We start from the raw sequence: 25,798 nt of genomic DNA on the forward strand, positions 1-25,798 counted from the left end.
GGCCGACTGACGGCACACGACACGCAGAGGGGTGCTCATGAAGAGCGACAGGACCTCCGGGGTTTCCGGAGCGGTGACCTGGGGACTGCTGGCCGCCTGGGCGGCCAATGACCTGGAGGAGATCGTCACCATGGCGGGCTGGCTCCGCACCGCCCGGCCGAAGCTCAAGAAGCGGTTGCCGTGGGTGCCCGACCGGGTGTGGCAGCGCACGGACCTCTCGCAGCGCGAGGTGAACGCGGCCATCGGCCTCATGGGCGGGATCGTTGCCGCTGCCGCCGCCGACGGGGCGCGCACCGGCGGGCGCAGCCCGTTCTTCCGTACCGTCCTGGCCGGATTCGGGCTCCACGGGGTGGCGCACATCGCCCAGTCGGCCGCGTACGGCGGCTACACCCCGGGCGTCGCCACCTCGCCGACCGTCGTCATCCCGTACTCGCTCTGGGCGCTGCGCCGGCTGAGGGCGGCGGGGATCGAGACGGGCGGGGGACGCGCGGCGGCCACCGGGCTGATGTTCCTGCCGGTGGCCGTGGCGGGGGTGCACGCGGCGGCCCGCGTCCTGGCCGGGCCGCGTACGGCGGAGACGTGACCGACCACGGGGCGGCGACGGCCCGCCGAACCGTCAGGTGTACCGCGCCGTTCGCGGGCAGGTGTACCGCGCCGTTCGCTGCCAGGTGTACCGCGCCGTTCGTCGTCAGGCGTACCGCGCTGCTCGCCGTCACGTGTACCGCGCGCGGCTCCCGGCGGGTCGCGCGGTGTCAGAAGTCGGCGTTCAGCCGTTCCTCCAGCCGTGCCACCGAGTCCTGGGCGTACGCCTTCTCGTAGGCGTTGCGGATGCGCTCGATCTGCGGGCCGCGGACCCGGGCCTCGGACGCCGGGTAGAGCAGGGTCAGCTCGTAGCTCCGCTCCCGCTCGATCACCCCGTTGGAGTCGCGCCACTGTCCGCGACCGTTCTGGATGGTCAGCCCGTTCGGGAAGCGCGGGGTGACCTCGGCGTCGATGAAGTCCAGGAACTGCCGGTCGGTCACATCGGGCCCGCCGTCCGGGCGTTCGGTGCCGAACAGGAGCCGCGTCTCGATGTAGTCCTTGCCCCGCACGGCGCTCGCGACCGCCGGCCGCGGCTCCGGAGTGGCGGCCGAGCCGAGCGTGGCGTAGGCGACGGGGGCGCCCGCCGCAAGGACGGCGATGCCCGTCGTGGCGGCGACGAGCGCGGCACGCCGTCGCGGGCGGCGACGGTCGTCCGGACAGTCACAGGGGGCGGTGGCCCGGGTCTCGGTGCCGGTCGGGCGGGGGAGGAGAGGCATGACGGAGCCCTTCGTTCCGGATGCGGGGGAGTGCGCTGACGCGCGCCGGGCTCACTGTCGCAAGCGCCCCCCGGCCGACGGGGGCGAAGGGGAAGCGTCACCGGGAAACCACCCGAACGGGCGGGAGCGCACAGGGGCACACCCGGGCTCGCTCCCGTCACATGGAGTGGCTCGCTTCCGTCGTGCGAAGAGGGGTATCCCCGTCACACCCGGAGGCCCGCCCCGTCACCGCTGCCGGTACCCGGCAAGGAACCGGCCGATGCGGCTGATCGCCGCGTCCAGGTCATCGACGTAGGGCAGGGTCAGGATGCGGAAGTGGTCGGGGCGCGGCCAGTTGAAGCCGGTGCCCTGGACCACCTGGATCTTCTCGCGCAGCAGCAGGTCCAGGACGAACTTCTCGTCGTCCGCGATCGGGTGCACCTTCGGGTCGATGCGCGGGAAGGCGTACAGCGCGCCCTTCGGCTTCACGCAGGAGACGCCGGGAATCTCGTTCAGCTTCTGCCAGGCGCGGTCGCGCTGCTCGTACAGCCTGCCCCCGGGCACCACCAGCTCCCGGATCGACTGCCGGCCGCCGAGCGCGGCCTGAATCGCGTACTGGGCGGGGGCGTTGGGGCACAGCCGCATGGAGGCGAGCATGGTCAGCCCCTCCAGATAGCTGCGGGCGTGCTGCTTCGGTCCCGAGACCACCATCCAGCCCGAACGGAAGCCGGCCACCCGGTACGTCTTCGAGAGCCCGCTGAAGGTGAGGCAGACCAGGTCGGGGGCGAGCACCGCCACGCTGTGGTGCTCGGCGTCGTCGTACAGGATCTGGTCGTAGATCTCGTCCGCGAACACCATCAGGCCGTGCCTGCGGGCCAGGTCGAGGATGTCCTCCAGGACCTCGCGCGGATAGACGGCACCGGTCGGGTTGTTGGGGTTGATGATCACGACGGCCCGGGTGCGGTCGGTGATCTTCGATGCCATGTCGGCGACATCGGGGTTCCAGTCCGAGGCCTCGTCGCACGTGTAGTGCACGGCTTTCCCGCCGGCCAGCGTCGTCACCGCGGTCCACAGCGGATAGTCGGGGGACGGGATCAGGACCTCGTCGCCGTCCTCCAGCAGCCCCTGCACGGCCATCGAGATCAGCTCGGAGACACCGTTGCCGAGGAAGACGTCGTCCACGCCGATCTCCGTCAGGCCCATCGCCTGGTAGCGCTGGGCCACGGCGCGGCGGGCGGACAGGATGCCCCGCGAGTCTGTGTAACCGTGGGCCTGCGGGAGCATCCGGATCATGTCCTGGACGATCTCCTCCGGTGCCTCGAAGCCGAAGAGCGCCGGGTTGCCCGTGTTGAGCCGGAGCACGCTGTGGCCCGCCTCCTCCAGGGCGTTGGCGTGCTCGATGACCGGGCCCCGGATCTCGTAACAGACCTCGTTGAGCTTGCTGGACTGGCGGAATTCCATGCGGTGCCTCCCGACCCGATTGCGATACTTGGTTTTACCAAGCTCGGGCTTGGAAAGTCCAACAACATGTCTAGACTGCGTCGCATGCCACGTCAGCAACAGCCCGCAACCCGCCCGGTCCGCCGCCGGAGTTACGACCAGTTCTGCGCCAGTGCCCGCGCGCTGGACGCGGTCGGCGACCGGTGGACCCTGCTGATCGTCCGTGAACTGCTGGCCGGTCCCCGCCGCTACACCGATCTGCACGCCGACCTGCCCGGTGTCAGCACGGACGTCCTGGCCTCCCGGCTCAAGGACATGGAGCAGGGCGGCCTCGTCACCCGCCGCAAGCTGCCGCCGCCGGCCGCCGCCGCGGTGTACGAACTCACCGCGCGCGGCCACGGACTCCTGCCGGTCCTCGCCGCCCTCGCCGAGTGGGGCGCCCCCGCACTGGCCGAGCGCCGGCCGACGGACGCGGTCCGGGCACACTGGTTCGCGCTCCCGCTGCTGCGCGCGCTGGAGGGACCGGGCGGCCCGATCGCCACGGGCGTGCTCGACGTCCACCTGGACGAGGGCGAGTTCCATGTACGTACGGGAGCGACGGCCGCCGGGGACCCGGTGTACGGGGACGGGCCCGCCGCCCGCGCCGACGCGCGCGTCGCCCTCGACGCGGAGCTGTGCCTCGCGCTGGGGCGCGGCGAGCCGACGTTCGCCGAGGCGGTCAAGGACGGCCGGATCGAGGTGTCGGGCGACGGCGCGCTGGCCGCGGAGCTGCGCGGCGAGTGACCGGCGGGAGCACGGGGGCGGAGCGGGCCGACGGCGGTGACGGGGTTCCTGCGGCCCTCATCCGGGTAGCGTCGGGGCATTTGGGATGTCCGTGACACCTGTGGAGAGGGGATGCCCGTGAGGATCGGCAGACACCAGGAGCAGCAGGGACGGCCGGGGCGACCGGGACGGCAGGGGCGGCTGGGAAAGTCGCTCGTCATCGCGGGATGCGTGGCCGCGCTCGCCTTCGTACCGACGGCGGCCGGCGCCACCCCCGGCAGCGGGGTGAGCGCCACGGTCGTGGCCGAAGGCACCTCGGCGGGCAAGCTGAAGGTGAAGACGCCCAAGGGGCGCACCGACGTCACCTTCCGCAGGATCACCATCGAACCGGGCGGCTCCACCGGCTGGCACACCCACCGCGGTCAGCTGATCGCCGTCGTCCAGGCCGGGACGCTCACCCGCACGCTCGACGACTGCTCGGTGGAGGTGTCGCCGGCGGGGACCTCGTTCATCGAGCCGTCCGGCAAGAAGCACCGCCACGTCGGGCGCAATCTGGGCAGCGAGCCCGTCGTGCTCTGGGTGACCTATCTGCTGCCCGAGGGCAGCGAACTCTCCGACGACGCCGACGCGGTGGACTGCGGACCGGGCAAGTGAGACGCGGCGGCACCCGCCCGCCGGCTGCCGCGCCGCCGGCCACCGCGCCGCCGGGCGCCGGATGTCAGCGGGCGAGTGTCTCCCCGTACGCGCCGAGACCGGCGCTCACCAGGCCGTCGCGGAAGGTCAGCACCTCGTAGACCCGGCCGCCGATCTGGTTGCGGTAGTCGATGACCAGCGTGTCGACGCCCGCCCGGACGTCCATCACCTCGAACTCCAGGTCGGGGATGAGTTCGAGGCCGCGCGCCCAGTACGCCCGCAGCGCGTCCTTGCCGCGCACGGTCCCCGAGGCGTCCCCGGTGAACCGGGCGATCATCGGGGAGCTGAACGTCACGTCCTCGTGATAGTGCGTCAGGATGCGCTCCAGATCGTGTGAGTTCCAGTCGTCCTGCCACTCGGCGGCGAACTTGCGGGCGAATGCGAGATCCATGAGTACGACCGTAATCGGCCGAGCGGCAGGCCGTGACCGCGGGTTTTCGCACCGAGTGCCTCCCCCGGCCCCGGGCCGCCGGCCGGGGGACATGATGGACGCGTGCGATTCGAAGCGATCACCTGGGAACGGCTCACGGACGCGCTGGCCGAGCACGCCGACGCGCAGGCGCCGGCCGACGGCTCGGCCTGGCTCAAAGTCGCCGTGGACGGCGCACCGGCCGCCCGCCCCGGCGGCCTCGCGGAGTCGGTCGCCGAAGCCCTGAGACTCCGGGGCCGCGCCGTGCTGCCCGTATCCACCGCCGGTTTCCTGCGGCCGGCCAGCCTGCGGTACGAGTACGGCAAACAGGACCCGGACTCGTACTACGGCAGCTGGTTCGACACCGGGGCCCTGTGGCGCGAGGTGTTCGGCCCCCTGGAACCGGGCGGCAGCGGACGCGTGCTGCCCGACCTGTGGGACCCGGCGACGGACCGGGCCACCCGCAGCCCGTACGCGCACCTGCCGGAGGGCGGCGCCCTGATCCTGCACGGGCCGCTGCTGCTCGGCCACTGGTTCCCGTTCGACCTGACCGTCCATCTGCGCCTGTCACCCGGCGCACTGCGGCGGCGTACGGCGCAGGACGAGCAGTGGACCCTCCCCGCCTTCGAGCGGTACGAGGACGAGGCGGCGCCCAGCGAGAACGCGGACGCGGTGGTGCGCGCCGACGACCCGCACCACCCCGCCTGGACCGGGCTGCGGTGAGCGGATCCGCAGTATTCTCCGAGCCCGGCCCGGGGTGTGGCCCTGTCCCGTACGCAGGCGAAGGGGAAGTGAGATGGAAGCGGCCGACGCGAAGCAGCCGATCTCGATGAAGGAACTCGGCCTGATCAGACGCCTCGTCAACGCCCCGCCCCGTCTGCTGCGCGGGACCAACGGTGAGCAGGACTCACGTGGAAACATCGTGACGCACGTCGCCCACAGACAGGCGGACGGCACACCCGTCCTCAGCCTCGTCGATGCGGACAAGGTGAATTCATGCATCGCTGAAAGGCGATGCCAGTCGTGCGGGGAGTCCATACCGCGTGATGCGTGGCTGGGGCTGATCGGGCCTGTGGAATCCGTGCATTTCCGCGAGGCTCCCATACATTTGGAATGCGCCGCATATTCCTTCTCCGTCTGCCCGAACCTCCTGCGCAGAACGAGGTTCCGGGAGATCGAAATAGCGCTGTGCAAGGATTACGGGTACGAGATTTCGACGGACCCGGTGAGCGGGGCGGAGGGCAAGCCGAAGTGCGTTCCTGTGCCATCAGGGGTGATGGGAGAGGGACGCGGTGGGCGGGCGGAACTTCCTGACTTCCGTTGCCACCGGGGTGTTCCCAGGGTGAGCCCAGAGGCTCTCGTGACCTGGTACGCATCGATAAGCGGGTCCTGGCGAAGGGCGTCCGACCCACCCGCCCGATCGTAGGGCTCGCCTCGGTGCAGGGTGCCTGGTGGCGATTCACGTCCACATTCTGAGATATCTTGCGCGCGCTGTGCGTGCGATCGCTCCCGCCGGCCACCGGATACCGGACTTGCCTGACATTTAGGGCCGATGTGAATCTGTGGAAGATCTGCCAGAATTTTTGACGGACTGCCGGATGTCGATGCCGTTTGCGACGTTCCGAAGGTGTTCCTCTCGGGAAAAAATCTTCATTCCGGGCATTCTCCCCGGCTGTGCCCAACTGCTCACTCTCCCGGGCGGATTGGGGTCGTATCCCTACCTCAACGTCACAGATAATTCAAGAACAGGGCCCTCTGGAAGGGTTGGTTGGGCAGGACTACGATCTCCCGCCAAGGGAAGCGGTATCGCTATCCCGTCCCGAAATGAAGGGAGAGCAGGATGACTTCGGTCGAGAAGAATCAGGCGCTTACGAAGAGCGACCTGAGTCAGCTCAAGGAACTGGTCAGTCAGGCAGTTCCCGCGCAGACGAAGGGTAAGCCCAAGGCCCGCAGGGACTTCAAGTGGGCGTACACGCGGTAATGCGGTGATGATGTGCCGGCTTTGGGTTTGTGCCTTGGGCCGGCACATTTTAATCAAGAAATTTCCCTTGATCCGACGTCGTGATGCTTGCTGCTGGAGATTTGTGGGCGTCGATTCAGATAGTGTGCGGGAGGCCGGCCATGCAGCTTGGATTTCTTGGGCATAACGGGTTCGCGGTAGGCGACCAGGATTCCCCTGTCCTCATCGATGCGATATTGCTTCCGAGGTACGGGGAGGAATACACGTCCAGTCCGGTGGAAATATACCCGCCCCGGAAGATCATGCACGACGCGATGCCCACGCCTTCGGCGGTCGTCATCAGCCACGAGCACTCGGATCATTACCATCTGCCCTCGCTGAACAAGTTGGACCGCTCCGTACCCATTGTTGTGGGGCCGTTGATGATCAACCGGGTGGTCGAGGGGATCGAGGCGCTGGGATTCGCCGTCCACCGGCTCCCCTTCGGTGAGACCCGGCAGTACGGGTCCGTGCTGATCACTCTCTTCCCGCCGGGGCCGGATACCGTCCTCTGGGAGAGCCGCGTGAGTCAGGTGTATGTCAGGGACGCGGAGGATCCGGAAATCGGGGGACTGTACCTCGGGATCGACGCACTCATTTCCGAGGAATTCTCGGAGCAGGTCGAGGAGGGATCGCTCCCCGGGCCCATTGCTGTGGCAGTGAGCAACAACGCGCAGATCACGCCCCCGGGAGTGTTCGGGTCACTGGATGTTCTCGGGTCCCCGGAAATCGCGGAGCACAATGGTCGACGAGGTGCGTTCGCCGGCCTCGACATTCTTCAGGGAATCATATCCGACACGGCCGAACAGACCCCCATATTCCGGGGCTGTCACTTCCTCGTCTGTGGTGGCGGCTTCCTCAAGGACTATGAGCAGATGGGGCCCTTTCCTTTCTCGGAGCAGAAGGATCTGGCGGAGCACGCGGCCCGGCTCACTCGCTGGGTGGAGGTTCTCGGACCCGAGCCGGGAGACATCCTTGACGTCACTCCCGACGGATTCCAGAACATCGGGGAGCTGGCCTGGCTGACGACCGACCGTGTGCGCTTCGAGGAACTGCGGGCCCGGCGGGACCGCTTCCTGCGGTCCGGCGGATCCATCCCCCTGCGCGAGATCATCACCTCGGCCGGCGCGGACCAGGAGGAGGCGGCGCTCCGTGACATCGAGAAGGAGCTGACCTATCTCGCACGGGTGATTCTCCTTTCCCCGCTCGGGCGAGGTCTGATCCAGTCCGCGCGCTCGGGACCGCACGGGGTGCGGCCGTTGATCCTCAAGCTCATCCGCCCCCACTCCGGTGACGTATCGCTGGTGTTCGACATCACCGAGGGAGCCTTCGTCTCCACCGAGGACATCTCGCTGGCAGAGGCTCTGGACGCCTACCCCTACGGCATCGTCGTCCACGCCGCCGACCTGGCCGCGGTCCTCAGCGGCAGCCTGCAGATCTGGGACATCGTCGGAATCGCCATGCACTCCTGGTACGCGAACGACACCTACGAGTCACCGGTCGCCCTGCTGTTCGACGCGCTTGGCGAACAGACCCGTCCGGACATCAGCTGTCAGGTATACGACCTGCAGCTTGAGACGATCAAGAGGGGAGCCGAATAGAAATGCCGGACGCCATCGCTTTTCTCGGTCAGCAGTCCTGGATGGTGGAGATGGGCGGAGCCCGGATCCTCGTCGACCCGATGCTCGACACCAGCTTCGGCCACAGCGACCAGTTGCGCTTCGAGATATACCCCTCCCGCAGGGTCGACCTGGACCAAATGCCCCCGGTGGACGCCGTGGTGGTGACCAACGAACATCTCGACCACTTCCACCTGCCCTCGCTGCGCCGCCTTCCCGCAGACGTACCGGTCGTCACGCACCGGCTGATGCCCAAGGTCTGTACTGACGCACTGGAGGCAATCGGGAGGAAGGTGCAGCTCCTCGGCCACGACGAGCCGCTGCGGATCGGTGGTGCCGAACTGCGGCTGCTGCTCGGTGACCCGGACGTGCCGGTCTGGGAGAGCCGGGTGGCCAGCCTCTACGTCAAGCCCGCCGGCGCCGAGGGCGGTGGCGTCTTCATCCAGTCGGACACCAGCCTGAGCCAGGACACGGCCGCCGGCTGCACTCCCGAGGTGTTCATCGCCACCCACAACGCGCAGGTGCCGCCCGCCGGCGAACTCGGCGCCTTCGACAACATGCTGCCGGTGCCCGAGCCGCAGGCGCCGGAACTCACCGGACTCGATCTGCTGTTCACCCTCCTCAACGGCACCACGGAACAGTTCCCGTCCGTCCGCCTGATCGCCCTGAGCGGCGGCGGCTACGTCCAGGCACCCCGCAAGCACGGATCGTTCCTGTGGAACGACTTCGCGGAGCTGGAGGACATCGCCAACGCGCTCTCGATCGACAAGAAGCTCGTCGGACTGGCGCCCGGCGAACTGGCCGAATATGGGCAGAGCCCTGTGCTCAAGACCGGCCTGCCATGGGTCACCAGGACCGAACCCGCGCTCACCGTCGAGCCGTCGGACCGGCAGGCACGCGGCGAATTCGATCCCGGCGCCCCCCTGCCCCCCATCTTCGAGCGCACCGCCGACGAGGCGGACATGCGGCTCATCCACGACGAACTCGCCGCGCTGGCCCCACTGATCATGCTCGCGCCTCTTGGCCGCGGGCTGATCAACAGCAATGCCTACCTCGGCGGTGAGACCGGCCCCCTGCGGTTCGCGGTCCATCTGCGCGGCACGCCCCAGGGCGACGTGGTGCACGCGCTGGACTTCAACAGCGCCCGGTTCGAGCCCTGCCCCGGCGGGCTGCGCGACGCCCTCTTCACCATCCCCAGCGGTATCGACGTCAACGCCGGCGACCTGGCCGCCGTCCTGCGCGGAGAGATCCACATCTGGGAGCTCGCCGTGAGCCGGATGCGCCAGTGGTACCTCGGAGACCGGATGGACAGCCCGGTCGGTTTCCTCTACGGGGCACTGAGCGAACAGGTGCGCCCGGACCTCGCCGCCCGCATGTACAGGTCTCTGGGAGCCTGACCGGTGGCCGTCGTCCTCGTAGGGCCGCCCGGGGCGGGAAAGACGACCGCGGCTGCGGCCGTCGGCCGCGCCCTGGGACGTGCCGTGATGCACTGTGACGAGGTCCGCGCCGAGACCTACCGGTCCTACGGCTACACCAGGTCCCGGGCGGACCGGATGTTCCAGGAGGGCGGCGCCGGTGGGCTGCACCGCTACGAGGCACGGTTCGAGGCACGAGCCCTGGCCCGGGACGTCACGCGCCACGCCGGCTCGGTGCTCGACACCGGTGGCGGCGTACTCCACCAGTACACCGAGGCGGACACCCTGCGCGTTCACCGGGCCCTCGGGACAGCGGAGTTCACCGTGCTTGTGCTGCCCTTCCCCGGGGATCCACAACGGTGCGCCGACTGTCTGACCGATCGCGTCCGGGCCCGTGGCGCGGACGACCCCTTCACGGACGAGTGGCTGGAGAGCGGAGGCACGGACCTCATCAGCACACTGGTCCGCGCCGCGCATGCCCTTCTGCCTCAGGCCGATCTCGTCCTGGACACCGCACACCCGGTGCCGGCCAGGACCAACACCGGCCCCGCTCCCGGCCTCTCCCTGGCCGACCGGATCACCATGGCAGTCGGAGGCAGCTGATGCACGCGTCACCCCGGTCTTCTGACCATGACTACGTCGTCCTCGCGACACCGAGATCAGGAAGCACATATCTGTGTGACGCGCTCGCGAGGGCGGGGGCCGGCGACCCGCAGGAGTGGTTCTCCAGGGCGCTGATCCACCACCACGCGGGTGAGTGGGGCCTGCGCGGCCCCTCCTCCAGCGTGCGGCGCCCCGACGTGTCCGACCCCGCGGCGTACCTCGAAGGCGTGGCGCTCGGCGCGCGGGTCGACGGCATCCTGTCGGCCAAGGTGCACTGGCACCAGCACGAATGGGTCGAGGAACACTTCGGCCGTTCACCGCTGGACATGTTCGGCGAGTCCGGCCGGCCGGCCGCGGTACTGATCCACCGGACCGATCTGGTGGGCCAGGCGGTGTCGAGCCTCATCGCCGAGACCACCCACGTCTTCTTCCAGCGGAAGGGCGAGGAGCCGGAGGTCTCCTACGAGTACGAGGGGGAGAGCCGTTCCGACACGGTGGAGTACGACTTCTTCGAGCTGCTGCGCCGCGTGATCCGTTTCGCGGAGGACGAGGAGAACTGGTCGCGTTTCGTGGCGGACCGAGGGCTGAGATCGGTCGTCGTCGCCTACGAGGCTCTCGTGGACGACCTGGCCGGCACGGTCAACGAGGTGCTCGCCCACCTCGGTGTACCCGCGCGGGGGGAACCGACGTCCGGCCTGGCCAAGCAGGCCACCGCACTGAACCAGGAGTTCTGCGAGAGGTTCCGCGCCGACCTGCGCGGCCACGGCGTCGTCGGTTCACTCTCCGCGGCCATGGCACACCGGCTCGGACTGGAAGGAGCCACCGCGTGATCCGGCGTTCCGTCGGCGCCGGGCCGCTGCTGCCGGAGATCGGGCTCGGCACCTGGAACTGGGGAAGGGAAGTCCGGCTGCGGGAAGCCAGGGGGTGTCTGCACGCCTACCTCGACGCCGGCGGATTCCTCCTGGACACCGCCCCCTCGTACAACGGCGGCACGGCCGAGGAGTTCCTAGGATCTCTCGTACGGGGCGGACTGCGGGACCGCGTGGTCATCGCCACGAAGGCCGGCGTGGACCCGCGGACCAAAGAACTGAACCTGTCCCGGACCGCGATGCTGGACGCCCTCGACGGTTCGCTGCGCAGACTGGGCACCGATCATGTGGACGTGTGGCAGGTCCACGCCTGGTCCGACGATGCCGACCTCGCCGAGATCCTTGGCGCGCTGGACACCGCGGTGACCTCCGGCCGCGCACGGCACGTCGGCCTGTGCAACCATCCCGGCCCGCTGATCAGGCAGGCGGCGGCCCTGCAGCAAGAGGTATCCGGCGCCCCTCTCGTCTCCGTCCAGGCCGAGTACTCGCTGCTGCGCAGGGAGATCGAACACGACGTACTCCCCTCCGTCGCGGCGGCCGGGACGGGACTGCTGGCATGGTCACCCCTGGCCGGGGGCGCCCTGACGGGCAAGTACGACGGGGCCGTCTCCGCCGGCACCCGCGCGAGCGACCCCTACTACGAGGGATTCACCGAGCGCTATCTGCAACCACCGGAGGACCGGCGCGTGGTCGAAGCCGTCGGGATCGTCGCCAGGGCCATGGACGTTCCGCCCGGCGCGGTCGCCCTGGCCTGGCTGCGGGACCGGCCGGGGGTGGTCTCCGCCCTGGTGGGCGCCCGTGACGTCGACCAGCTGACCGCTTCGCTGACGGCCTGCGCCGTACATCTGCCCGACGAGGTGACCCACCTGCTGGACGCGGTCTCCGCCCCTGTTCCCGAAGCGGCGGACGCGTCCCGAAAGGAATCGCTCATCATGTGAGCCGTACAGCGCGTCTTCCACAGCCACGAAATCGCCCGGTGATCAGTAAGAGGTGACGGTGTTCTCCGTACTGCGGACTCCCAAGGTCGGACGCGTGTGGTCCGGCCAGCTCGTCAGCATGATCGGCGACGGGGTCTACACCGTCACCGTCTCCCTGTACCTGCTGCCCCGGGCCGACGCCGCGCAGGCGCTGGGCAGTCTGCTGGCCGCGACCGCGCTCGGCAGCATCGCCACGCTCATAGTCGGCGGAGCCGTGGCCGACCGGGTCCGCAGGTCCCTGGTGATCTGTGTCGCCGACCTGCTGCGGATCCTCGGGGTCGTCGCCCTGCTGCTCGCGGGCCCGGACGCGCACATCGGGATGCTGGTCGCCCTCGGGGTGGTGTTCGGCTGCGGCGCCGGTATCCACCGCCCCGCGTACACGGCGCTCATCGCCCAGCTCGCCGGACGGGAGAAGCGCCGGGAGGCCTCGGCCCTGCGCTCCGCCACCAGCCGATTCACCGGGATCGTCGGTCCCGTCGTCGGCGGGGCCGTCGCGGCCGCCTCGTCACCTCGCTGGGGCCTCCTGATCAACATCCTCACCTTTGTGTTCAGCCTTGCCACGCTCGCGAGGCTGGACGAACCGCACGTCCGCGGGGACGACGACAAGAAGGAGGAGAGGGCCGGAATACTGCGCGAGGCCCAGGACGGCCTGCGGTATGTCCGGCGCCGGAAGTGGATGCTCGGCGTCATGCTCCAGGGCACGGCGCAGGCGGCCCTGGTCATCGCCCCGATGGCGGTGATCCTGCCGCTCGTGATGGGCGGACGTGGACCCGCCGCCCTCAGCCTCGTCACGAGCGCCACCGCGTGCGGTGCGCTCGCCGCGTCCCTCACCGCCTCCCGGATCCGCGCCAGGCAGCCCGGCGCGGTCGCCATGCTCGCCCTGATGTGCGAACTGCCCCAGATCGTCGCCGTGGCGGTGGACGCGCCGACCGTGCTGGTGGTTGCCTTCAGCGCCCTTACCGGAGCGGGGGCCTCGGTGTTCGCCGTCCTGTGGGGAGCGGCGTTGCAGGAGCGGACCCCGGACGCCATGCTCGGCCGGGTCTACGCCCTGGACGCGCTGCTCACCCAGGCCCTCATGCCGCTGTGCATGGCCGCGGCCGGGCTCCTGCTGAGCGTGCTCTCCACGTCCGCCATCGCGGCCGTCGCCGCCTGCGCCCTGCCGGTGACCGTGGTCGCCGTCCTGCGCATACCCGGGGTCATGACTCTGGGCGGCGCCACCGAGGACAAGGGGACCGACGAGGCGGTGTCCGCGAAACCGGCCGACCTGGCGTGAACCGGCCGCCGCGCTCCGCAGGACGTGAACCGGCCGCCGCGCTCCGCGGGAGGTACGGGCTCAGGCCGCGAGAGGGGCCGACGGGGAACGTTCACGGCACGGCAGGAACGGTGCTTTCACCGCACGTCCCGCTCGCCCGGCAACGGCGGCCGCCCGCCCACCGTCCCGACGGCCTCCGCACCCGCCCGGCACCCCGCCGCCGCGGCCTCCGTGTCGCCCGCCCCCGCCAGCCGCGCCGCGAGGAAGCCGCCGGTGAACGCGTCGCCCGCCCCGGTGGAGTCCACGGCCACCCGCACCGGACCGGCCGGAACGCGCCCGGTCACCACGCCCCCGGCGGCGAGCAGCGCCCCGTCCCCGCCGAGCGTGACGACGACCCGGCGGGCGGGCATGCTCAGCTTGGCCGCCGCGTCAGCGGCCTCGGGCAGCCCGGTCAGGAGCAGCGCCTCGTCCGCGTTGGGCAGCAGGAGGTCCGCCTCCTCGGTCAGGGCCAGGAACCGGTCGACGCCGAGACCGGCGAGGAAGCCGGCCGAAGCGGGGTCGACGCTGACCGGGATGTTCCGCCGCCGGGCCTCCCGCAGCGCGAGCAGGGCCGTCTCCCGGCTCGTCGCGGCGAACAGCAGATAGCCGGAGAGGTGGAGGTGGGCGACCCCGTCGAGCAGCGAGGGCGACCAGTCGTCGGGGGACAGCCGCAGCACCGCACCGCTGTCGGTGAGGAACGTGCGCTCGGCGGCGGAGTCGACCAGGGCCACGACGGTCGCGGTCGGCGCCTCCTCGTCCACCGCCAGCAGCCCGCGCACCCCCGCCCGGCGCAGCAGCTCCCGGTGCCAGCCGGCCGAGTCGGCGCCGACCCGGGCCAGCAGCCGTACGTCACGGCAGCCGGCACGCACCGCCCAGCACGCCACGTTGGCTCCCGCGCCGCCCGCCCGCGTCCGGATCGCGGCCACCGTGTCCGTGCCGTGGACCAGCGCCGAACCGTGCCGGGCCACCACATCGGTGACCACGTCCCCGATGACGAGCAGGGCGCCGGTCACCGGGCCGTCCAGGCGGTGGCGATGCGGGCGGCGAGCGCCACATTGCCGCGGACGGCCGCGAGGTTGGCCTCCAGGGACGCGCCCTTCGTGTGCCGCATCAGATGGTCGAGCAGGAACGGCGTGACGGCCTGCCCCACGACCCCCCGCTCCCGGCACGCCGCCAGCGCCTCGGCGAGCACCCGGTCGTGCAGGGCGGGGTCCAGCTGCCGCGCACGCGGTACGGGGTTGGCCACGATCAGCGCCGCGTCCGGGCCGCCGAGCGCGTCCTGGGCCCGCATCACCTCGGCGACCTCCTCCGGCGATTCCACCGTCCAGTCGACCGGCTCGCCCGAACTGCTCAGGTAGAAGCCGGGGAACCGGTCGGTGCCGTAGCCCAGCACCCCGACCCCCAGCGTCTCCAGGCGTTGCAGCGTGGCCGGCACGTCCAGGATCGACTTCACGCCCGCGCAGACCACGGTCATTCCGGTCCGCGCCAGCAGCCGCAGGTCCGCCGACTCGTCCTGGGTCTCCGTCCAGCCCCGGTGCACCCCGCCGAGCCCGCCGGTCGCGAAGATCCGCAGCCCCGTCCGGGCGGCGAGGAAGGCGGTCGCGGACACGGTCGTCGCCCCGCTCGCGCCCGCCGCCAGGGCCGGGGCGAGGTCGCGGTGGCCCAGCTTGCGCATCGCCGGGTCCTTGGCCACCCGCTCCAGCTCGGCCTTGTCCAGGCCGACCCTGGCCCGGCCATCCAGCACGGCGATGGTGGCGGGGACGGCCCCGGCCGACCGCACGAGCCCCTCCAGCTCCTCGGCGACCCGCAGATTGCGGGGGCGGGGCAGGCCGTGGGCGATGATCGTCGATTCCAGGGCGACGACGGGCCGGTGTGCGGCGAGGGCGTCCCGCACCTCGGCGGAGAGCACGGGGGCGTACGGGCCGGCGGCGGAGCGCGCAGTTAGTGACATGTCCACATCCCTGTCGCGGGCGGGCGGGGCTCAAACGTGCGGTGCCGGCGTGCGCCCGCGCACGGACCGGGCGATGGCGCGAAAAGCCCCACCACCCCGTGCACGTAAGCGCGTTGAGGGTCTCGCACGCGGCCCGCGACGAATCCTGCCCCCGCCACCGTGCGTCACTTCCACGACGACCTGGCCGCCGACTACGACCTCGTGTACGCCGACGGGCAGGCGAGCATCGACCGCCGGGGCGGTCGCGCTCTCCCCCTGATCGACGCGGCCCTCGGGAGCGGCGAGGGGCCACCCCGCGACCGCCTGTGACCCCGTGTGCGGTACCACCGACACGCCCGCCCGGGTCGGAACAGCGGCCGGGGCAGGACCTCTCCAGCTCCGGCAGCCGCCGCTCGTCTCCAGGCCGCCGCCGAAGCCGCCTGTCCCGCGCCTCGGGGCGGGCGTGGAAGAACACACCGACCAGTCCGGCATCCGTCGCGGCCGGCATCAAAGGGCCGATGCCGCTCTCGACGACGGCCCACTCGACGGCCCCGTTGCTGTGCCTGGGCACCACCGTACGACCGGCCACCGACAGCGGACGGCGGCGGCCGGTCCCGGAGGTCAGGAACCCGGGCGGGTCGCGGCGCGCACCACGTCGGGGGTGTTGGTGATGATGCCGTCCACGCCCATGCCGTTCACCTGGAGCGCGTGCGTCGCGTCATTGACCGTCCACGTGTTCACCTGGAGCTTCTTGTCGTGCGGCCCCTTCAGCGCGTGCACCGCCGCCACGTAGTCGCCCGACAGGGTGGTGTAGGACGGATTGATCTGGTCGGTGAACGCGGCGTACGCGGGCAGCTCCGCGACGGCAGGGGTGCCGAGGAAGCCCGTGATCACGTCCGGGCGCAGTTCGTGCACCGTGCGCACGCTGTCGGCACCGAAGCTCTGGATCACGAGGCGGTCCCTGACGTGGCTGCGGTCCAGCCAGCCCTCCTGGTTCAGCACCTGGAGGGTGGCCCGCTCGATCCCCGGGTAGATCTCGGGGCTCTTGATCTCCAGCAGGAGGTTCTGCCGGTTGCGGGCGATCCGCTTCAGGTACTGGTGGAGGGTGGGCACCCGGGTGCCGGTGTACTTCGCACCGAACCAGCTGCCCGCGTCCAGCCGGGAGATCTCGGCGGCCGTGAAGTCCTTGACCGCCCAGGGCGCCCGGTCCGGGAACACCTCCTCGGCGTTCGTCGTCCGCTTGAGGTCCGTGTCGTGGATGACGACCAGCACCCCGTCCTTGGTGAGCTGGACGTCGTTCTCCACCCAGTCGAAGCCGAGCGCGTCGGCCCTGTCCACGGCGACGAGGGTGTTCTCGGGGGCGTACGCGGAGGCCCCCCGGTGCGCGAAGACGCGCGGGCCCCGGGCCGTGGCGTCGCTCGCATGACGGACCGGGGCGAGCTGGGGCGCGGGCCGCCGGGCCGCGGGGGTGTCCGTGACCGGCGTACCGGTGCCCGGCATCAGCAACGTGCCGGCGCCCATCAGGGCGGCAGCGGCGACGGAGGCGGTAGCGGTGCCTGCGTACACGTGGACTCCTAGCGTCAGAGTTGCGGACGGCCCGAGCGTCCCAGGCGCCCCCGAACGGGGAACAGGCGAAGGATGGCCACCGTGTGAACGCCCCGGGGTACCGCCTCATGCGCCGGTGGCCCCGCCGATAAAATGCAGTTCTTCTGTTTGTTTGCCGGGCCTTGCGCCTTAGGGTCGTCCGGACCCGGGCTTGCTGCTGCGAAGGGCGTACAAGGATGCAGGGCACAATCGACGGCTTCAGCTATGGGGCGGTGACCCCGGCGGCGGCGTTCCTCATGGCGTGCCTCGGCGCGGCACTGGGCCTGCGCTGCACCACGCGGTCGCTGCGTACCGAGCGTTCCTTCAAGGCCGGGTGGCTGGCTCTCGGGGCGACCTCCATAGGTTCGGGCATCTGGACCATGCACTTCATCGCGATGGTGGGCTTCTCCGTCGACGAGGTGCCGGTCGGATACGACAGAACGATCACCTTCGCCAGCCTTGCCGTCGCGATCGTCATGGTCGGCGTCGGGATCTTCCTGGTCGGGTACCGGGGCGCCACCCGTATGGCCCTGGTGACGGGAGGCACGGTCACCGGGCTCGGTGTGGCCTCCATGCATTATCTCGGCATGGCCGGAATGCGGCTTGATGGGCAGTTCGAGTACGACACGGTGACCGTGGCCCTCTCCGTCGTGATCGCCGTGGTGGCCTCGACCGCCGCGCTGTGGGCAGCCGTCTCCATCCACGGCTTCCTGCCCAGCCTCGGCGCGAGCGTCGTGATGGCCGTCGCGGTGAGCGGCATGCACTACACGGGCATGGCCGCCCTCCGCGTCCACCTGCACACGTCGGCCCTCACCACGGGGCACGCCCCGGGGGACAGCGCCACGTCGCTGCTGGTGCCCATGCTGCTCGGACCTGCCTGCTTCCTGCTGCTGGCCGGGGTCGTGGTCATGTTCGACCCGCTGGTCGTCATGGGCACGCCGGACTGGGACGGCCCCGTCACCACGCACCGCCCGGCCCGCGGAATCCCGGCCCAGCGCCAGGTCCCCCGCTTCGGTACGCACGCCGACCCGGCGTCCTTCCACTCCCGTCCGCGCGACGCCGTACAGCCCGGGGACTGGTGAGGGGACCGGTGGACCGGGCCCTGCGCGACCGCTGACCGACCCCGTTGTCAGTGGGGGGTCGTACGGTGGATTCATGCGGCCAGTCTCGAAGATCGAACGTACGGTGGCGCCTTTCGAGGTCATCAGTCCCTACCAGCCCAGCGGCGACCAGCCCACGGCCATCGCCGAGCTGGAGAAGCGCGTCCGGGCGGGTGAGAAGGACGTCGTGCTCCTCGGCGCGACCGGCACCGGCAAGTCCGCCACCACCGCCTGGATGATCGAGAAGCTGCAGCGCCCCACCCTGGTCATGGCGCCGAACAAGACCCTCGCCGCCCAGCTCGCCAACGAATTCCGCGAGCTCCTGCCCAACAACGCCGTCGAGTACTTCGTCTCGTACTACGACTACTACCAGCCCGAGGCGTACGTCCCGCAGTCGGACACCTACATCGAGAAGGACTCCTCGATCAACGAGGAGGTCGAGCGGCTGCGCCACTCCGCGACCAACTCGCTGCTCACCCGGCGCGACGTCGTCGTGGTCGCCTCCGTCTCCTGCATCTACGGCCTGGGTACGCCGCAGGAGTACGTCGACCGGATGGTCCAGCTCAAGGTGGGCCAGGAGATCGACCGCGAGCAGCTGCTGCGCCGCTTCGTGGAGATCCAGTACACGAGGAACGACCTGGCCTTCACCCGCGGCACCTTCCGGGTGCGCGGCGACACCATCGAGATCTTCCCGGTCTACGAGGAGCTCGCCGTCCGCATCGAGATGTTCGGCGACGAGATCGAGGCCCTCTCCACCCTGCACCCGCTCACCGGCGAGGTCATCAGCGAGGACCAGTCCCTCCACGTCTTCCCCGCCAGCCACTACGTGGCGGGGCCCGAGCGCATGGAGAAGGCCGTCACCGGCATCGAGCAGGAGCTGGAGCAGCGCCTGGCCGAGCTGGAGAAGCAGGGCAAGATGCTGGAGGCCCAGCGGCTGCGCATGCGCACGACGTACGACATCGAGATGCTCCGCCAGATCGGCACCTGCTCCGGCGTGGAGAACTACTCGATGCACTTCGACGACCGTTCCCCCGGCACCGCCCCCAACACCCTCCTCGACTACTTCCCGGAGGACTTCCTCCTGGTCCTGGACGAGTCCCACGTCACCGTGCCGCAGATCGGCGCCATGTACGAGGGCGACGCCTCCCGCAAGCGGACCCTGGTCGACCACGGCTTCAGGCTGCCGTCCGCCCTGGACAACCGCCCGCTGAAGTGGGAGGAGTTCCTCGAACGGATCAACCAGACGGTCTACCTCTCCGCGACCCCCGGAAACTACGAGCTGTCCCGGGGCGACGGCTTCGTCGAGCAGATCATCCGCCCCACCGGCCTCATCGACCCGGAGGTCGTCGTCAAGCCCACCGAGGGCCAGATCGACGACCTGGTGCACGAGATCCGCGAGCGCGCCGAGAAGGACGAAAGGGTCCTGGTCACCACCCTCACCAAGAAGATGGCCGAGGACCTCACCGACTACTTCCTGGAGCTCGGCATCCAGGTCCGCTACCTCCACAGCGACGTCGACACGCTGCGCCGCATCGAGCTGCTGCGGGAGCTGCGCTCCGGCGAGTACGACGTCCTGGTCGGCATCAACCTCCTGCGTGAGGGCCTCGACCTGCCGGAGGTGTCCCTCGTGGCCATCCTCGACGCCGACAAGCAGGGCTTCCTGCGCTCCGGCACCTCCCTGATCCAGACCATCGGCCGCGCGGCGCGCAACGTCTCGGGCCAGGTTCATATGTACGCGGACAAGGTCACCCCGGCGATGGCGCAGGCCATCGACGAGACCAACCGCCGCCGCGAGAAGCAGATCGCCTACAACACCGAGCGCGGAATCGACCCGCAGCCGCTGCGCAAGAAGATCAACGACATCGTCGCCACGATCGCGCGCGAGGAGGTCGACACCGAGCAGCTGCTCGGCACCGGCTACCGCCAGGCCAAGGAGGGCAAGGCACCCGTGCCCACGCTCGGGAAGCACGCCGTCCCGGGCGACGGGAAGGCGGCGAAGGGCGGGAAGAAGGGGAGGGCCGGCCGGGACGCGGCGGCGGTCACCGACCGCCCGGCGACCGAGCTCGCCGGGATCATCGAGGAGATGACCGACCGGATGCGCGCCGCCGCGGCCGACCTCCAGTTCGAGGTCGCCGCCCGACTGCGCGACGAGGTGGGGGAGTTGAAGAAGGAGCTGCGCCAGATGCGCGAGGCCGGTCTGGCCTGACGTGCCGGCCGGTGTGTTGCAGGACCGACACAAAACACCCCGGGCCCTCGGCGCGGGTGACACCACTGCGTAGGGTGCGGGGAAACCGCACAAGGACGGTTGCGGGGACAGCGGAGAGGGGACAGCGCGTGACGGTCAATATGACCAAGGGCCAGGCCATCAGTCTGCAGAAGAGCGACGGGGGGACCCTGACCGCGGTACGGATGGGGCTCGGCTGGCAGGCGGCACCGCGCCGCGGTCTGTTCGGTTCGCGCACCCGGGAGATCGACCTGGACGCCTCGGCGGTCCTGTTCGCCGACAAGCAGCCGGTCGACGTCGTCTTCTTCCGGCACCTCACCAGCGACGACGGATCGGTCAAGCACACCGGGGACAACCTGGTGGGCGGCGCCGGCTCCGGCGGCGACGACGAGGCGATCCTCGTGGACCTCCAGCGGGTCCCGGTCCACATCGACCAGATCGTCTTCACGGTGAACTCCTTCACCGGCCAGACGTTCCAGGAGGTGCAGAACGCGTTCTGCCGCATCGTGGACGAGACCAACGGCCAGGAGCTCGCCCGCTACACGCTGGACGGCGGCGGGCAGTACACGGCGCAGATCATGGCGAAGGTGCACCGCTCGGGGAACGCCTGGAAGATGACCGCCATCGGCAACCCGGCCAACGGCCGCACGTTCCAGGACCTCATGCCGGCGATCCTGCCGCACCTGTAGACGGCACCGGACCGACAGGTCCGCTCGCGGTACGCGCAGCTCCCGGAGGCATCGGCCGCCGGGAGCTGCACCGCATCACAGCACCCCGCGTGCCACCGGGCGCGCGCACATCCGGCACAGACCCGCACCACGCAGCAGAAACTCGTCGAGGGGACAGGGCAATGACGGCCGAGCTGGTCCGGGGGCAGAACCACACCTTGCCCCAGACCCGTCTGGAGATCCGGATATCGGCCGGGGCGCCCGTCGTGGCCGGTGCCACGCTCGGCGACGAGCACGGCAGGGTGCACGGCGTGGAGTGGGTCGCCCACCCGGGATCGCCGCAGCTGCACGGCCTCGAAGTCTCCCGGCAGGCCGCCGCCGACCACCGGCTCGCCGTCGACCTCGACGCCCTGCCCGGCGCGGTCCACCGGGTCACGGTGCTGCTGGCCCTGCCGCTGGGCGTGGGCGGCCCGACCCGGTTCGGGGCCGTCGCCGCGCCCTTCGTCGCGGTCACCGGCCTCGAAGGCGACGAGATCGCCACGTTCACCCTGACCGGGCTCGACAGCGAGTCCGCGGTCGCCGCGCTGGAGCTGTACCGGCGCCAGGGCGCCTGGAAGGTCCGGGCGGTCGGCCAGGGCTACGCGGGCGGTCTCGCCGCGATGCTCACCGACCAGGGTGTGGACCGGGCCGCCGAACTGGCCGGGTCGATCCAGGAGGCGGTCGCCCGCGGACTGGCCCGCTCCGTGGCCCCGCCCCCGCCCCGCACCCCGGAGGGCGACCGCGTCAGACACACCCCGGCCCAGGCCCCCGCGCCGGCCCCCGCCCCGGGCAACGGGCAGCCCCCCGTCCCGGGCAACGGGCAGCCCCCCGCCCCGGGCAACGGGCAGCCCCCCGTCCCGGAGCCGGGCGCGCCCTCGCCGGACCCGCGGCCCGAGCCCCTGGCCCAGCCGGCGGCCCCGGCGCCCCAGGGCGGGCCCGTCGACTACGCGCACCCGCGCCGCCAGTCCACCGCGCCCCCGCCGCCCCCTCCGGCCGCGCCGCCCGCCGGGCCGGGGCGGCCCGCCCAGCCCGTCGCCGGGGACGCGACCGGCTGGTCCATGGACGAGCGCCTCTACAACCAGGTGTGGGGCATGTTCGAGGACATGGCCCGGACCGTCGCCGCGTACCGCAGCGCCGTCGACTTCGCCGAGTCCCGGATGGACCAGGAGCTGGAGCGGACCCTGTCCGACCCGCGCAGTCGCATCGGCGGTGCGGGGGACCGGGCCCGCGAGGCGGCCCGCGCCAAGCGCGACGAGCTGACCGGCCGGGCCCGCGAGTCGCTGGACCGCGACCTGGCCCAGCTCGCCGCCGAGTCCGCCGTCGTGGAGCCCGCGCTCCCCGCCGCCTACGCGGGCTGGGACAACCCCGTCTGGCACGGCTACCGCGTGCCGATGGAGATACCCATGGCCCTGCGGATCGGGGACCTCCGCCTGCCGGAGAGCACCGGCCTGCGCATCCCGCTGCTCGTCCGGCTCCCGCTGGAGCGGGGCATGTGGATCGACAGCGGGCGTACGGCGTCCGGGGCCGATGCGCAGGCCGGCCCGGAGCACCTGCGCCGGCTCGCGATGGAGAGCGCGGTGCTGCACGCCGCCCGGCTGCTGGCCGTCTACCCGCCGAACGAGTTCTCGGTCCATGTGATCGACCCGGCCGGTTCGGCCGCCGGGGCGCTCGCCCCGCTGGTCCGCTCCGGGGTTCTCCCGGCTCCGCCCGCTTCCGGGGCCCAGGGGGTCTCCTCGGTCCTCGCCCACCTGACCCGGCGCGTCGACCTGGTGCAGATGGCGATCCGGGCCGGTGCCGCCGACTCGCTGCCGCCGGATCTGGACCCGGCCGAGCAGCTGCTGATCGTCAACGACTTCCCGCACGGCTTCGACGACCGAGCGGTCACCCAGCTGCGCTACCTCGCCGACGAGGGGCCCTCCGTCGGCGTCCACCTCATGATGGTCGCCGACCGGGAGGAGGCCTCCGGGTACGGACCGGTCCTCGACCCCCTGTGGCGTTCGCTGCTGCGCGTCACCCCGGTCGCCGACGACCATCTGGCCGACCCCTGGGTCGGTCACGCGTGGACGTACGAACCGCTGCGGACGCCGCCGGGCAGCGCGGTTCTGGACCAGGTGCTGGCCCAGGTGGCGAACGCCCGCCGCACCGGACACCGCTGAGCCCACACCTCGGGATGCGTGCCCGCGCCCTCTTCGCACCTCATCCACCTGGGCTTTTGGAGATTATTTAGCCTTCTCTTTACCTTCTCTTGGGGTTTCCTGTACCGTTCATCGGGCGGAGGGGAGTACTCCCATACGCGGCGTTCCCGTCAGTACGGACCGTGACCGGTCCCGGGGCGCCGGCCCGGACGCGCGTCCCGTGCGCCCAGGTGGAAGAGACCTCCGGCAGCGACGACGCTGATCAGTAGCACGTAGCGAACTGCCGGAGGCGCAGTGGACGTTTCATGGACCCTCTGGGCGCTGACCATCATCGGTCTCTGCGCCCTCATCGCCGTCGACTTCTTCATCGGGCGCAAGCCCCACGACGTGTCGACCAAGGAAGCCGGGATCTGGACGATCGTCTGGATCGCGCTGGCCGTCCTCTTCGGCCTCGGCCTGCTCGTCTTCGGCGAGAGCCAGGCGTCGGGCGAGTTCTTCGCGGGCTTCATCACCGAGAAGTCGCTGAGTGTCGACAACCTCTTCGTCTTCGTGCTGATCATGGCGAAGTTCTCGGTGCCCTCCCACCTCCAGCAGCGGGTGCTGCTCGTCGGCGTGCTGATCGCGCTGGTGCTGAGGGCGGGCTTCATCGCCGCCGGTGCCGCGGTCATCGCCAACTTCTCGTGGGTCTTCTACATCTTCGGCGCGTTCCTGATCTACACCGCCTGGAAGCTCATCCAGGAGGCGCGGGCCGACGAGGAGGAAGAGGAGTTCGAGGAGAACCGCCTCCTCAAGAACATCGAGCGCCGCTTCGGCGTCGCCGACCGGTACCACGGCACCAAGCTGTTCATCCGCAACAACGGCAAGCGCGTCCTGACCCCGCTGATGGTCGTCATGCTCGCCATCGGCACCACCGACGTGCTGTTCGCGCTGGACTCCATCCCCGCGATCTTCGGCCTGACCCAGGACCCGTACATCGTCTTCACCGCCAACGCCTTCGCCCTGATGGGGCTGCGCCAGCTGTACTTCCTGATCGGCGGACTGCTCAAGAAGCTGGTCCACCTCAGCTACGGGCTGTCGGTGATCCTCGGCTTCATCGGCGTCAAGCTCGTGCTGCACGCCCTGCACGAGTCCGGGGTACACGTCCCCGAGATCTCCATCCCGGTCTCGCTCGGCGTCATCTGCGGAGTGCTGGTGATCACCACGATCACGAGTCTGATCGCCAACAGGAAACAGGCCGAGGCCGAGGAGCGGGCCGAGAAGAGCCACGCCTCCTAGGAGGGCGTCGCGTCACCAGCCCCGGGCGCGCCACTCGGGCAGGTGGGGCCGCTCGTCGCCCAGCGTGGTGTCGCCCCCGTGGCCCGGGTAGACCCAGGTCTCGTCCGGCAGCGGGGCGAAGAGCTTGGTCTCCACGTCGTGCAGCAGGCTCGCGAACGCCTCGGGGTCCTTGTGCGTGTTGCCGACTCCGCCCGGGAAGAGGCAGTCGCCGGTGAACAGGTGCGGCGCCCCGTGCGGGTCGTCGTACAGGAGGGCGATCGAGCCCGGGGTGTGGCCGGTCAGGTGGCGGGCGGTGAGCGCCACCTGACCGACCCGGATCGTGTCGCCGTCCTCGACGAGCACCTCCGTCGGCACCTCGATGCCCTCGGCGTCGAACCGTCCGGCACAGGTGCGTGCCCCGGTCGCCGCGACCACCTCGGCCAGTGCCTGCCAGTGGTCGCGGTGCCGGTGGGTGGTGACGACCGCGATGATCGAGTCGTCGCCGATCAGCCGCAGCAGAGTCCCGGCGTCGTTGGCCGCGTCGATCAGGAGCTGCTCGCCGGTGGTCCGGCAGCGCAGCAGATAGGCGTTGTTGTCCATCGGGCCGACGGCGACCTTGGAGATCATCAGATCCGTCAGTTCGTGCACGTCCGCAGGCCCACCGACCCTGACCGCTCCGCTGTACGTCATGTCTCTCAGCCTATAGCGGGGGCGGCCTAGAGCGGGGGCAGCGCCGGAAGGGCTCCGCCTTCCACCGTCAGCGCCGTTCCGTCGCGCCGCCCGCTGAGCCAGCCCAGCAGCTCTGAGGCGTTGCCGCGTACGGAGACCGCGCCGCCCTCCGCGCCGCCGCCGGTCGTCCACACGCGCCCGGTGTCGTCGGCCAGCCCCGTCGACACGACATCCGGGTGCCCGGCGAACCGCTCGGCCAGGAAGTCGATCTCCCGCGCGGTGAACTCGTCCGGCAGGTCCTCCAGCTCGTAGCCGGCGTTCAGGTCGACGTGGTGCAGCTCGACCTCGGCGCGGCGCCGGAAGGGGACCTGGGAGGCCGAGTCCGTCACACCGTTGCGCAGGGTCACCATCCGCGACCAGTCCGCGGGCTCGGCCGCCGCCGCCGCGAAGCGGGCCGCGCTCGCCGTCAGGTCGGCCAGCTGCTCCGCCTGCGGACGGGGGGCGTCCCGCTCGATGTCACGGTCGCGGGTTTCGCTGTCTGCGTACATCGGCCGGCCCTGGAGAACATTTACGAGCGCGTCGGCGTTACGAGAGAGGTGCGCGACGACATGACCGCGGCTCCAGCCCGGCAGTCGCGACGCTTCGGCCAGGGCCGCGTCGTCCAGTTTCTCGGTGGCGCTGAGCAGTCGATCGGTCGCTTCACGGAGTGCTGCCAGGTCGTGCGCATGGTCAGTCATGGGGCCGAGCCTAGCCTCGGCCACTCGTTCGGGTGAAGGAGTCATCAGCCGTCCGCAATTCGAATGTGCGTGCTATACGCTCGGAGTCGAAAGCTCCGTACACC

General features: G+C 70.7%; 24 protein-coding genes. 16 read left to right on the forward strand and 8 right to left on the reverse strand.

Annotation, left to right across the window (positions count from 1 at the left end; translation table 11 throughout):
- The first annotated feature begins 37 nt into the window (after positions 1–37).
- Positions 38–583 carry an HXXEE domain-containing protein gene (locus B082_RS0130815; RefSeq protein WP_051094724.1) on the forward strand — a complete coding sequence of 182 codons (546 nt, stop codon included), beginning with the start codon at positions 38–40 and terminating at the stop codon, positions 581–583.
- A gap of 169 nt (positions 584–752) precedes the next feature.
- Here the strand turns inward: B082_RS0130815 and B082_RS0130820 are convergent, their stop codons facing one another.
- Positions 753–1,298: a DUF3574 domain-containing protein gene (locus B082_RS0130820; protein WP_018555651.1), complete on the reverse strand. Its 546-nt coding sequence runs from the start codon at positions 1,296–1,298 to the stop codon at positions 753–755.
- Between the two features lie 225 nt (positions 1,299–1,523).
- Complete coding sequence (locus B082_RS0130825) at positions 1,524–2,738, reverse strand: pyridoxal phosphate-dependent aminotransferase (protein WP_018555652.1); 1,215 nt, start codon at positions 2,736–2,738, stop codon at positions 1,524–1,526.
- 84 nt (positions 2,739–2,822) lie between these two features.
- On the opposite strand from B082_RS0130825, the gene B082_RS0130830 reads away from it, so the two are divergent.
- Positions 2,823–3,500, forward strand: a complete 678-nt coding sequence (locus B082_RS0130830) for a winged helix-turn-helix transcriptional regulator (RefSeq protein ID WP_018555653.1) — start codon at positions 2,823–2,825, stop codon at positions 3,498–3,500.
- 111 nt (positions 3,501–3,611) lie between these two features.
- Positions 3,612–4,133, forward strand: coding sequence for a cupin domain-containing protein (locus B082_RS0130835; protein WP_018555654.1), 522 nt, complete (start codon positions 3,612–3,614; stop codon positions 4,131–4,133).
- Positions 4,134–4,197: 64 nt separating this feature from the next.
- Here the strand turns inward: B082_RS0130835 and B082_RS0130840 are convergent, their stop codons facing one another.
- On the reverse strand, positions 4,198–4,563 hold the full coding sequence (locus tag B082_RS0130840) for a nuclear transport factor 2 family protein (protein WP_018555655.1): 366 nt from the start codon (positions 4,561–4,563) through the stop codon (positions 4,198–4,200).
- A gap of 102 nt (positions 4,564–4,665) precedes the next feature.
- Between B082_RS0130840 and B082_RS0130845 the strand changes: the two genes are divergently transcribed.
- The 7 genes from B082_RS0130845 to B082_RS37055 all read left to right on the forward strand — a co-directional run bounded on the left by B082_RS0130845 (position 4,666) and on the right by B082_RS37055 (position 13,336).
- Positions 4,666–5,304 carry a uridine kinase gene (locus B082_RS0130845; protein WP_018555656.1) on the forward strand — a complete coding sequence of 213 codons (639 nt, stop codon included), beginning with the start codon at positions 4,666–4,668 and terminating at the stop codon, positions 5,302–5,304.
- A gap of 1,398 nt (positions 5,305–6,702) precedes the next feature.
- Positions 6,703–8,181 carry an MBL fold metallo-hydrolase gene (locus tag B082_RS0130855; protein WP_026250364.1) on the forward strand — a complete coding sequence of 493 codons (1,479 nt, stop codon included), beginning with the start codon at positions 6,703–6,705 and terminating at the stop codon, positions 8,179–8,181.
- 2 nt (positions 8,182–8,183) lie between these two features.
- Positions 8,184–9,596, forward strand: coding sequence for an MBL fold metallo-hydrolase (locus B082_RS0130860; RefSeq protein ID WP_018555658.1), 1,413 nt, complete (start codon positions 8,184–8,186; stop codon positions 9,594–9,596).
- A 3-nt stretch (positions 9,597–9,599) separates the two neighbouring features.
- Positions 9,600–10,217, forward strand: coding sequence for a shikimate kinase (locus B082_RS37555; protein ID WP_018555659.1), 618 nt, complete (start codon positions 9,600–9,602; stop codon positions 10,215–10,217).
- Complete coding sequence (locus B082_RS0130870) at positions 10,217–11,047, forward strand: Stf0 family sulfotransferase (RefSeq protein WP_078622698.1); 831 nt, start codon at positions 10,217–10,219, stop codon at positions 11,045–11,047. The genes B082_RS37555 and B082_RS0130870 overlap by 1 nt, the downstream gene beginning before the upstream one ends.
- Positions 11,044–12,024 (forward strand): aldo/keto reductase, encoded by a 981-nt coding sequence (locus B082_RS0130875; protein ID WP_018555661.1) that lies wholly within the window; start codon positions 11,044–11,046, stop codon positions 12,022–12,024. Before B082_RS0130870 ends, B082_RS0130875 begins: the two co-directional genes overlap by 4 nt.
- 58 nt (positions 12,025–12,082) lie before the next feature.
- Positions 12,083–13,336, forward strand: coding sequence for an MFS transporter (locus tag B082_RS37055; protein ID WP_158688915.1), 1,254 nt, complete (start codon positions 12,083–12,085; stop codon positions 13,334–13,336).
- A gap of 116 nt (positions 13,337–13,452) precedes the next feature.
- Here the strand turns inward: B082_RS37055 and B082_RS0130885 are convergent, their stop codons facing one another.
- Together B082_RS0130885 and B082_RS0130890 are read right to left on the reverse strand one after the other, a co-directional pair.
- Positions 13,453–14,367 carry a carbohydrate kinase family protein gene (locus B082_RS0130885; protein ID WP_018555663.1) on the reverse strand — a complete coding sequence of 305 codons (915 nt, stop codon included), beginning with the start codon at positions 14,365–14,367 and terminating at the stop codon, positions 13,453–13,455.
- Positions 14,364–15,305 (reverse strand): pseudouridine-5'-phosphate glycosidase, encoded by a 942-nt coding sequence (locus tag B082_RS0130890; protein ID WP_026250365.1) that lies wholly within the window; start codon positions 15,303–15,305, stop codon positions 14,364–14,366. The genes B082_RS0130885 and B082_RS0130890 overlap by 4 nt, the downstream gene beginning before the upstream one ends.
- 159 nt (positions 15,306–15,464) lie before the next feature.
- Here B082_RS0130890 and B082_RS39335 point away from each other — a divergent pair, with 159 nt between their 5' ends.
- Positions 15,465–15,614, forward strand: a complete 150-nt coding sequence (locus tag B082_RS39335; RefSeq protein ID WP_018555664.1) for a hypothetical protein — start codon at positions 15,465–15,467, stop codon at positions 15,612–15,614.
- 291 nt (positions 15,615–15,905) lie between these two features.
- On the opposite strand, the gene B082_RS0130900 is transcribed toward B082_RS39335, so the two are convergent.
- Complete coding sequence (locus B082_RS0130900) at positions 15,906–16,850, reverse strand: glycerophosphodiester phosphodiesterase (RefSeq protein WP_018555665.1); 945 nt, start codon at positions 16,848–16,850, stop codon at positions 15,906–15,908.
- A 215-nt stretch (positions 16,851–17,065) separates the two neighbouring features.
- On the opposite strand from B082_RS0130900, the gene B082_RS0130905 reads away from it, so the two are divergent.
- The 5 genes from B082_RS0130905 to B082_RS0130925 all read left to right on the forward strand — a co-directional run bounded on the left by B082_RS0130905 (position 17,066) and on the right by B082_RS0130925 (position 24,309).
- A complete protein-coding gene (locus B082_RS0130905) occupies positions 17,066–17,950 on the forward strand; it encodes an MHYT domain-containing protein (RefSeq protein WP_026250366.1) in 885 nt (294 codons plus the stop codon).
- A gap of 73 nt (positions 17,951–18,023) precedes the next feature.
- Positions 18,024–20,174, forward strand: a complete 2,151-nt coding sequence (gene uvrB / locus B082_RS0130910; protein WP_018555667.1) for an excinuclease ABC subunit UvrB — start codon at positions 18,024–18,026, stop codon at positions 20,172–20,174.
- A 128-nt stretch (positions 20,175–20,302) separates the two neighbouring features.
- Entirely contained in the window at positions 20,303–20,881 is a 579-nt protein-coding gene (locus tag B082_RS0130915) for a TerD family protein (RefSeq protein WP_026250367.1), read from the forward strand.
- Positions 20,882–21,042: 161 nt separating this feature from the next.
- A complete protein-coding gene (locus tag B082_RS0130920) occupies positions 21,043–23,055 on the forward strand; it encodes a TerD family protein (protein WP_018555669.1) in 2,013 nt (670 codons plus the stop codon).
- A 273-nt stretch (positions 23,056–23,328) separates the two neighbouring features.
- Positions 23,329–24,309: a TerC family protein gene (locus tag B082_RS0130925; RefSeq protein WP_018555670.1), complete on the forward strand. Its 981-nt coding sequence runs from the start codon at positions 23,329–23,331 to the stop codon at positions 24,307–24,309.
- A gap of 12 nt (positions 24,310–24,321) precedes the next feature.
- Here B082_RS0130925 and B082_RS0130930 read toward each other — a convergent pair whose 3' ends face one another.
- Positions 24,322–24,978 carry an MBL fold metallo-hydrolase gene (locus tag B082_RS0130930; RefSeq protein WP_026250368.1) on the reverse strand — a complete coding sequence of 219 codons (657 nt, stop codon included), beginning with the start codon at positions 24,976–24,978 and terminating at the stop codon, positions 24,322–24,324.
- Between the two features lie 26 nt (positions 24,979–25,004).
- Complete coding sequence (locus B082_RS0130935) at positions 25,005–25,694, reverse strand: maleylpyruvate isomerase family mycothiol-dependent enzyme (RefSeq protein ID WP_026250369.1); 690 nt, start codon at positions 25,692–25,694, stop codon at positions 25,005–25,007.
- Positions 25,695–25,798 lie beyond the last annotated feature (104 nt).

Origin of the sequence: Streptomyces sp. ATexAB-D23 (genome assembly GCF_000373645.1) — a bacterium.
Classification (GTDB): Bacteria; Actinomycetota; Actinomycetes; order Streptomycetales; family Streptomycetaceae; genus Streptomyces; species Streptomyces castrisilvae.

Coding starts and splice junctions, on each gene's coding strand:
- B082_RS0130815 (WP_051094724.1), top strand. CDS start 38: ATGAAGAGCGACAGGACCTCCGGGGTTTCCGGAGCGGTGACCTGGGGA.
- B082_RS0130820 (WP_018555651.1), bottom strand. CDS start 1,298: ATGCCTCTCCTCCCCCGCCCGACCGGCACCGAGACCCGGGCCACCGCC.
- B082_RS0130825 (WP_018555652.1), bottom strand. CDS start 2,738: ATGGAATTCCGCCAGTCCAGCAAGCTCAACGAGGTCTGTTACGAGATC.
- B082_RS0130830 (WP_018555653.1), top strand. CDS start 2,823: ATGCCACGTCAGCAACAGCCCGCAACCCGCCCGGTCCGCCGCCGGAGT.
- B082_RS0130835 (WP_018555654.1), top strand. CDS start 3,612: ATGCCCGTGAGGATCGGCAGACACCAGGAGCAGCAGGGACGGCCGGGG.
- B082_RS0130840 (WP_018555655.1), bottom strand. CDS start 4,563: ATGGATCTCGCATTCGCCCGCAAGTTCGCCGCCGAGTGGCAGGACGAC.
- B082_RS0130855 (WP_026250364.1), top strand. CDS start 6,703: ATGCAGCTTGGATTTCTTGGGCATAACGGGTTCGCGGTAGGCGACCAG.
- B082_RS0130860 (WP_018555658.1), top strand. CDS start 8,184: ATGCCGGACGCCATCGCTTTTCTCGGTCAGCAGTCCTGGATGGTGGAG.
- B082_RS0130870 (WP_078622698.1), top strand. CDS start 10,217: ATGCACGCGTCACCCCGGTCTTCTGACCATGACTACGTCGTCCTCGCG.
- B082_RS0130890 (WP_026250365.1), bottom strand. CDS start 15,305: ATGTCACTAACTGCGCGCTCCGCCGCCGGCCCGTACGCCCCCGTGCTC.
- B082_RS0130905 (WP_026250366.1), top strand. CDS start 17,066: ATGCAGGGCACAATCGACGGCTTCAGCTATGGGGCGGTGACCCCGGCG.
- uvrB (WP_018555667.1), top strand. CDS start 18,024: ATGCGGCCAGTCTCGAAGATCGAACGTACGGTGGCGCCTTTCGAGGTC.
- B082_RS0130920 (WP_018555669.1), top strand. CDS start 21,043: ATGACGGCCGAGCTGGTCCGGGGGCAGAACCACACCTTGCCCCAGACC.
- B082_RS0130930 (WP_026250368.1), bottom strand. CDS start 24,978: ATGACGTACAGCGGAGCGGTCAGGGTCGGTGGGCCTGCGGACGTGCAC.
- B082_RS0130935 (WP_026250369.1), bottom strand. CDS start 25,694: ATGACTGACCATGCGCACGACCTGGCAGCACTCCGTGAAGCGACCGAT.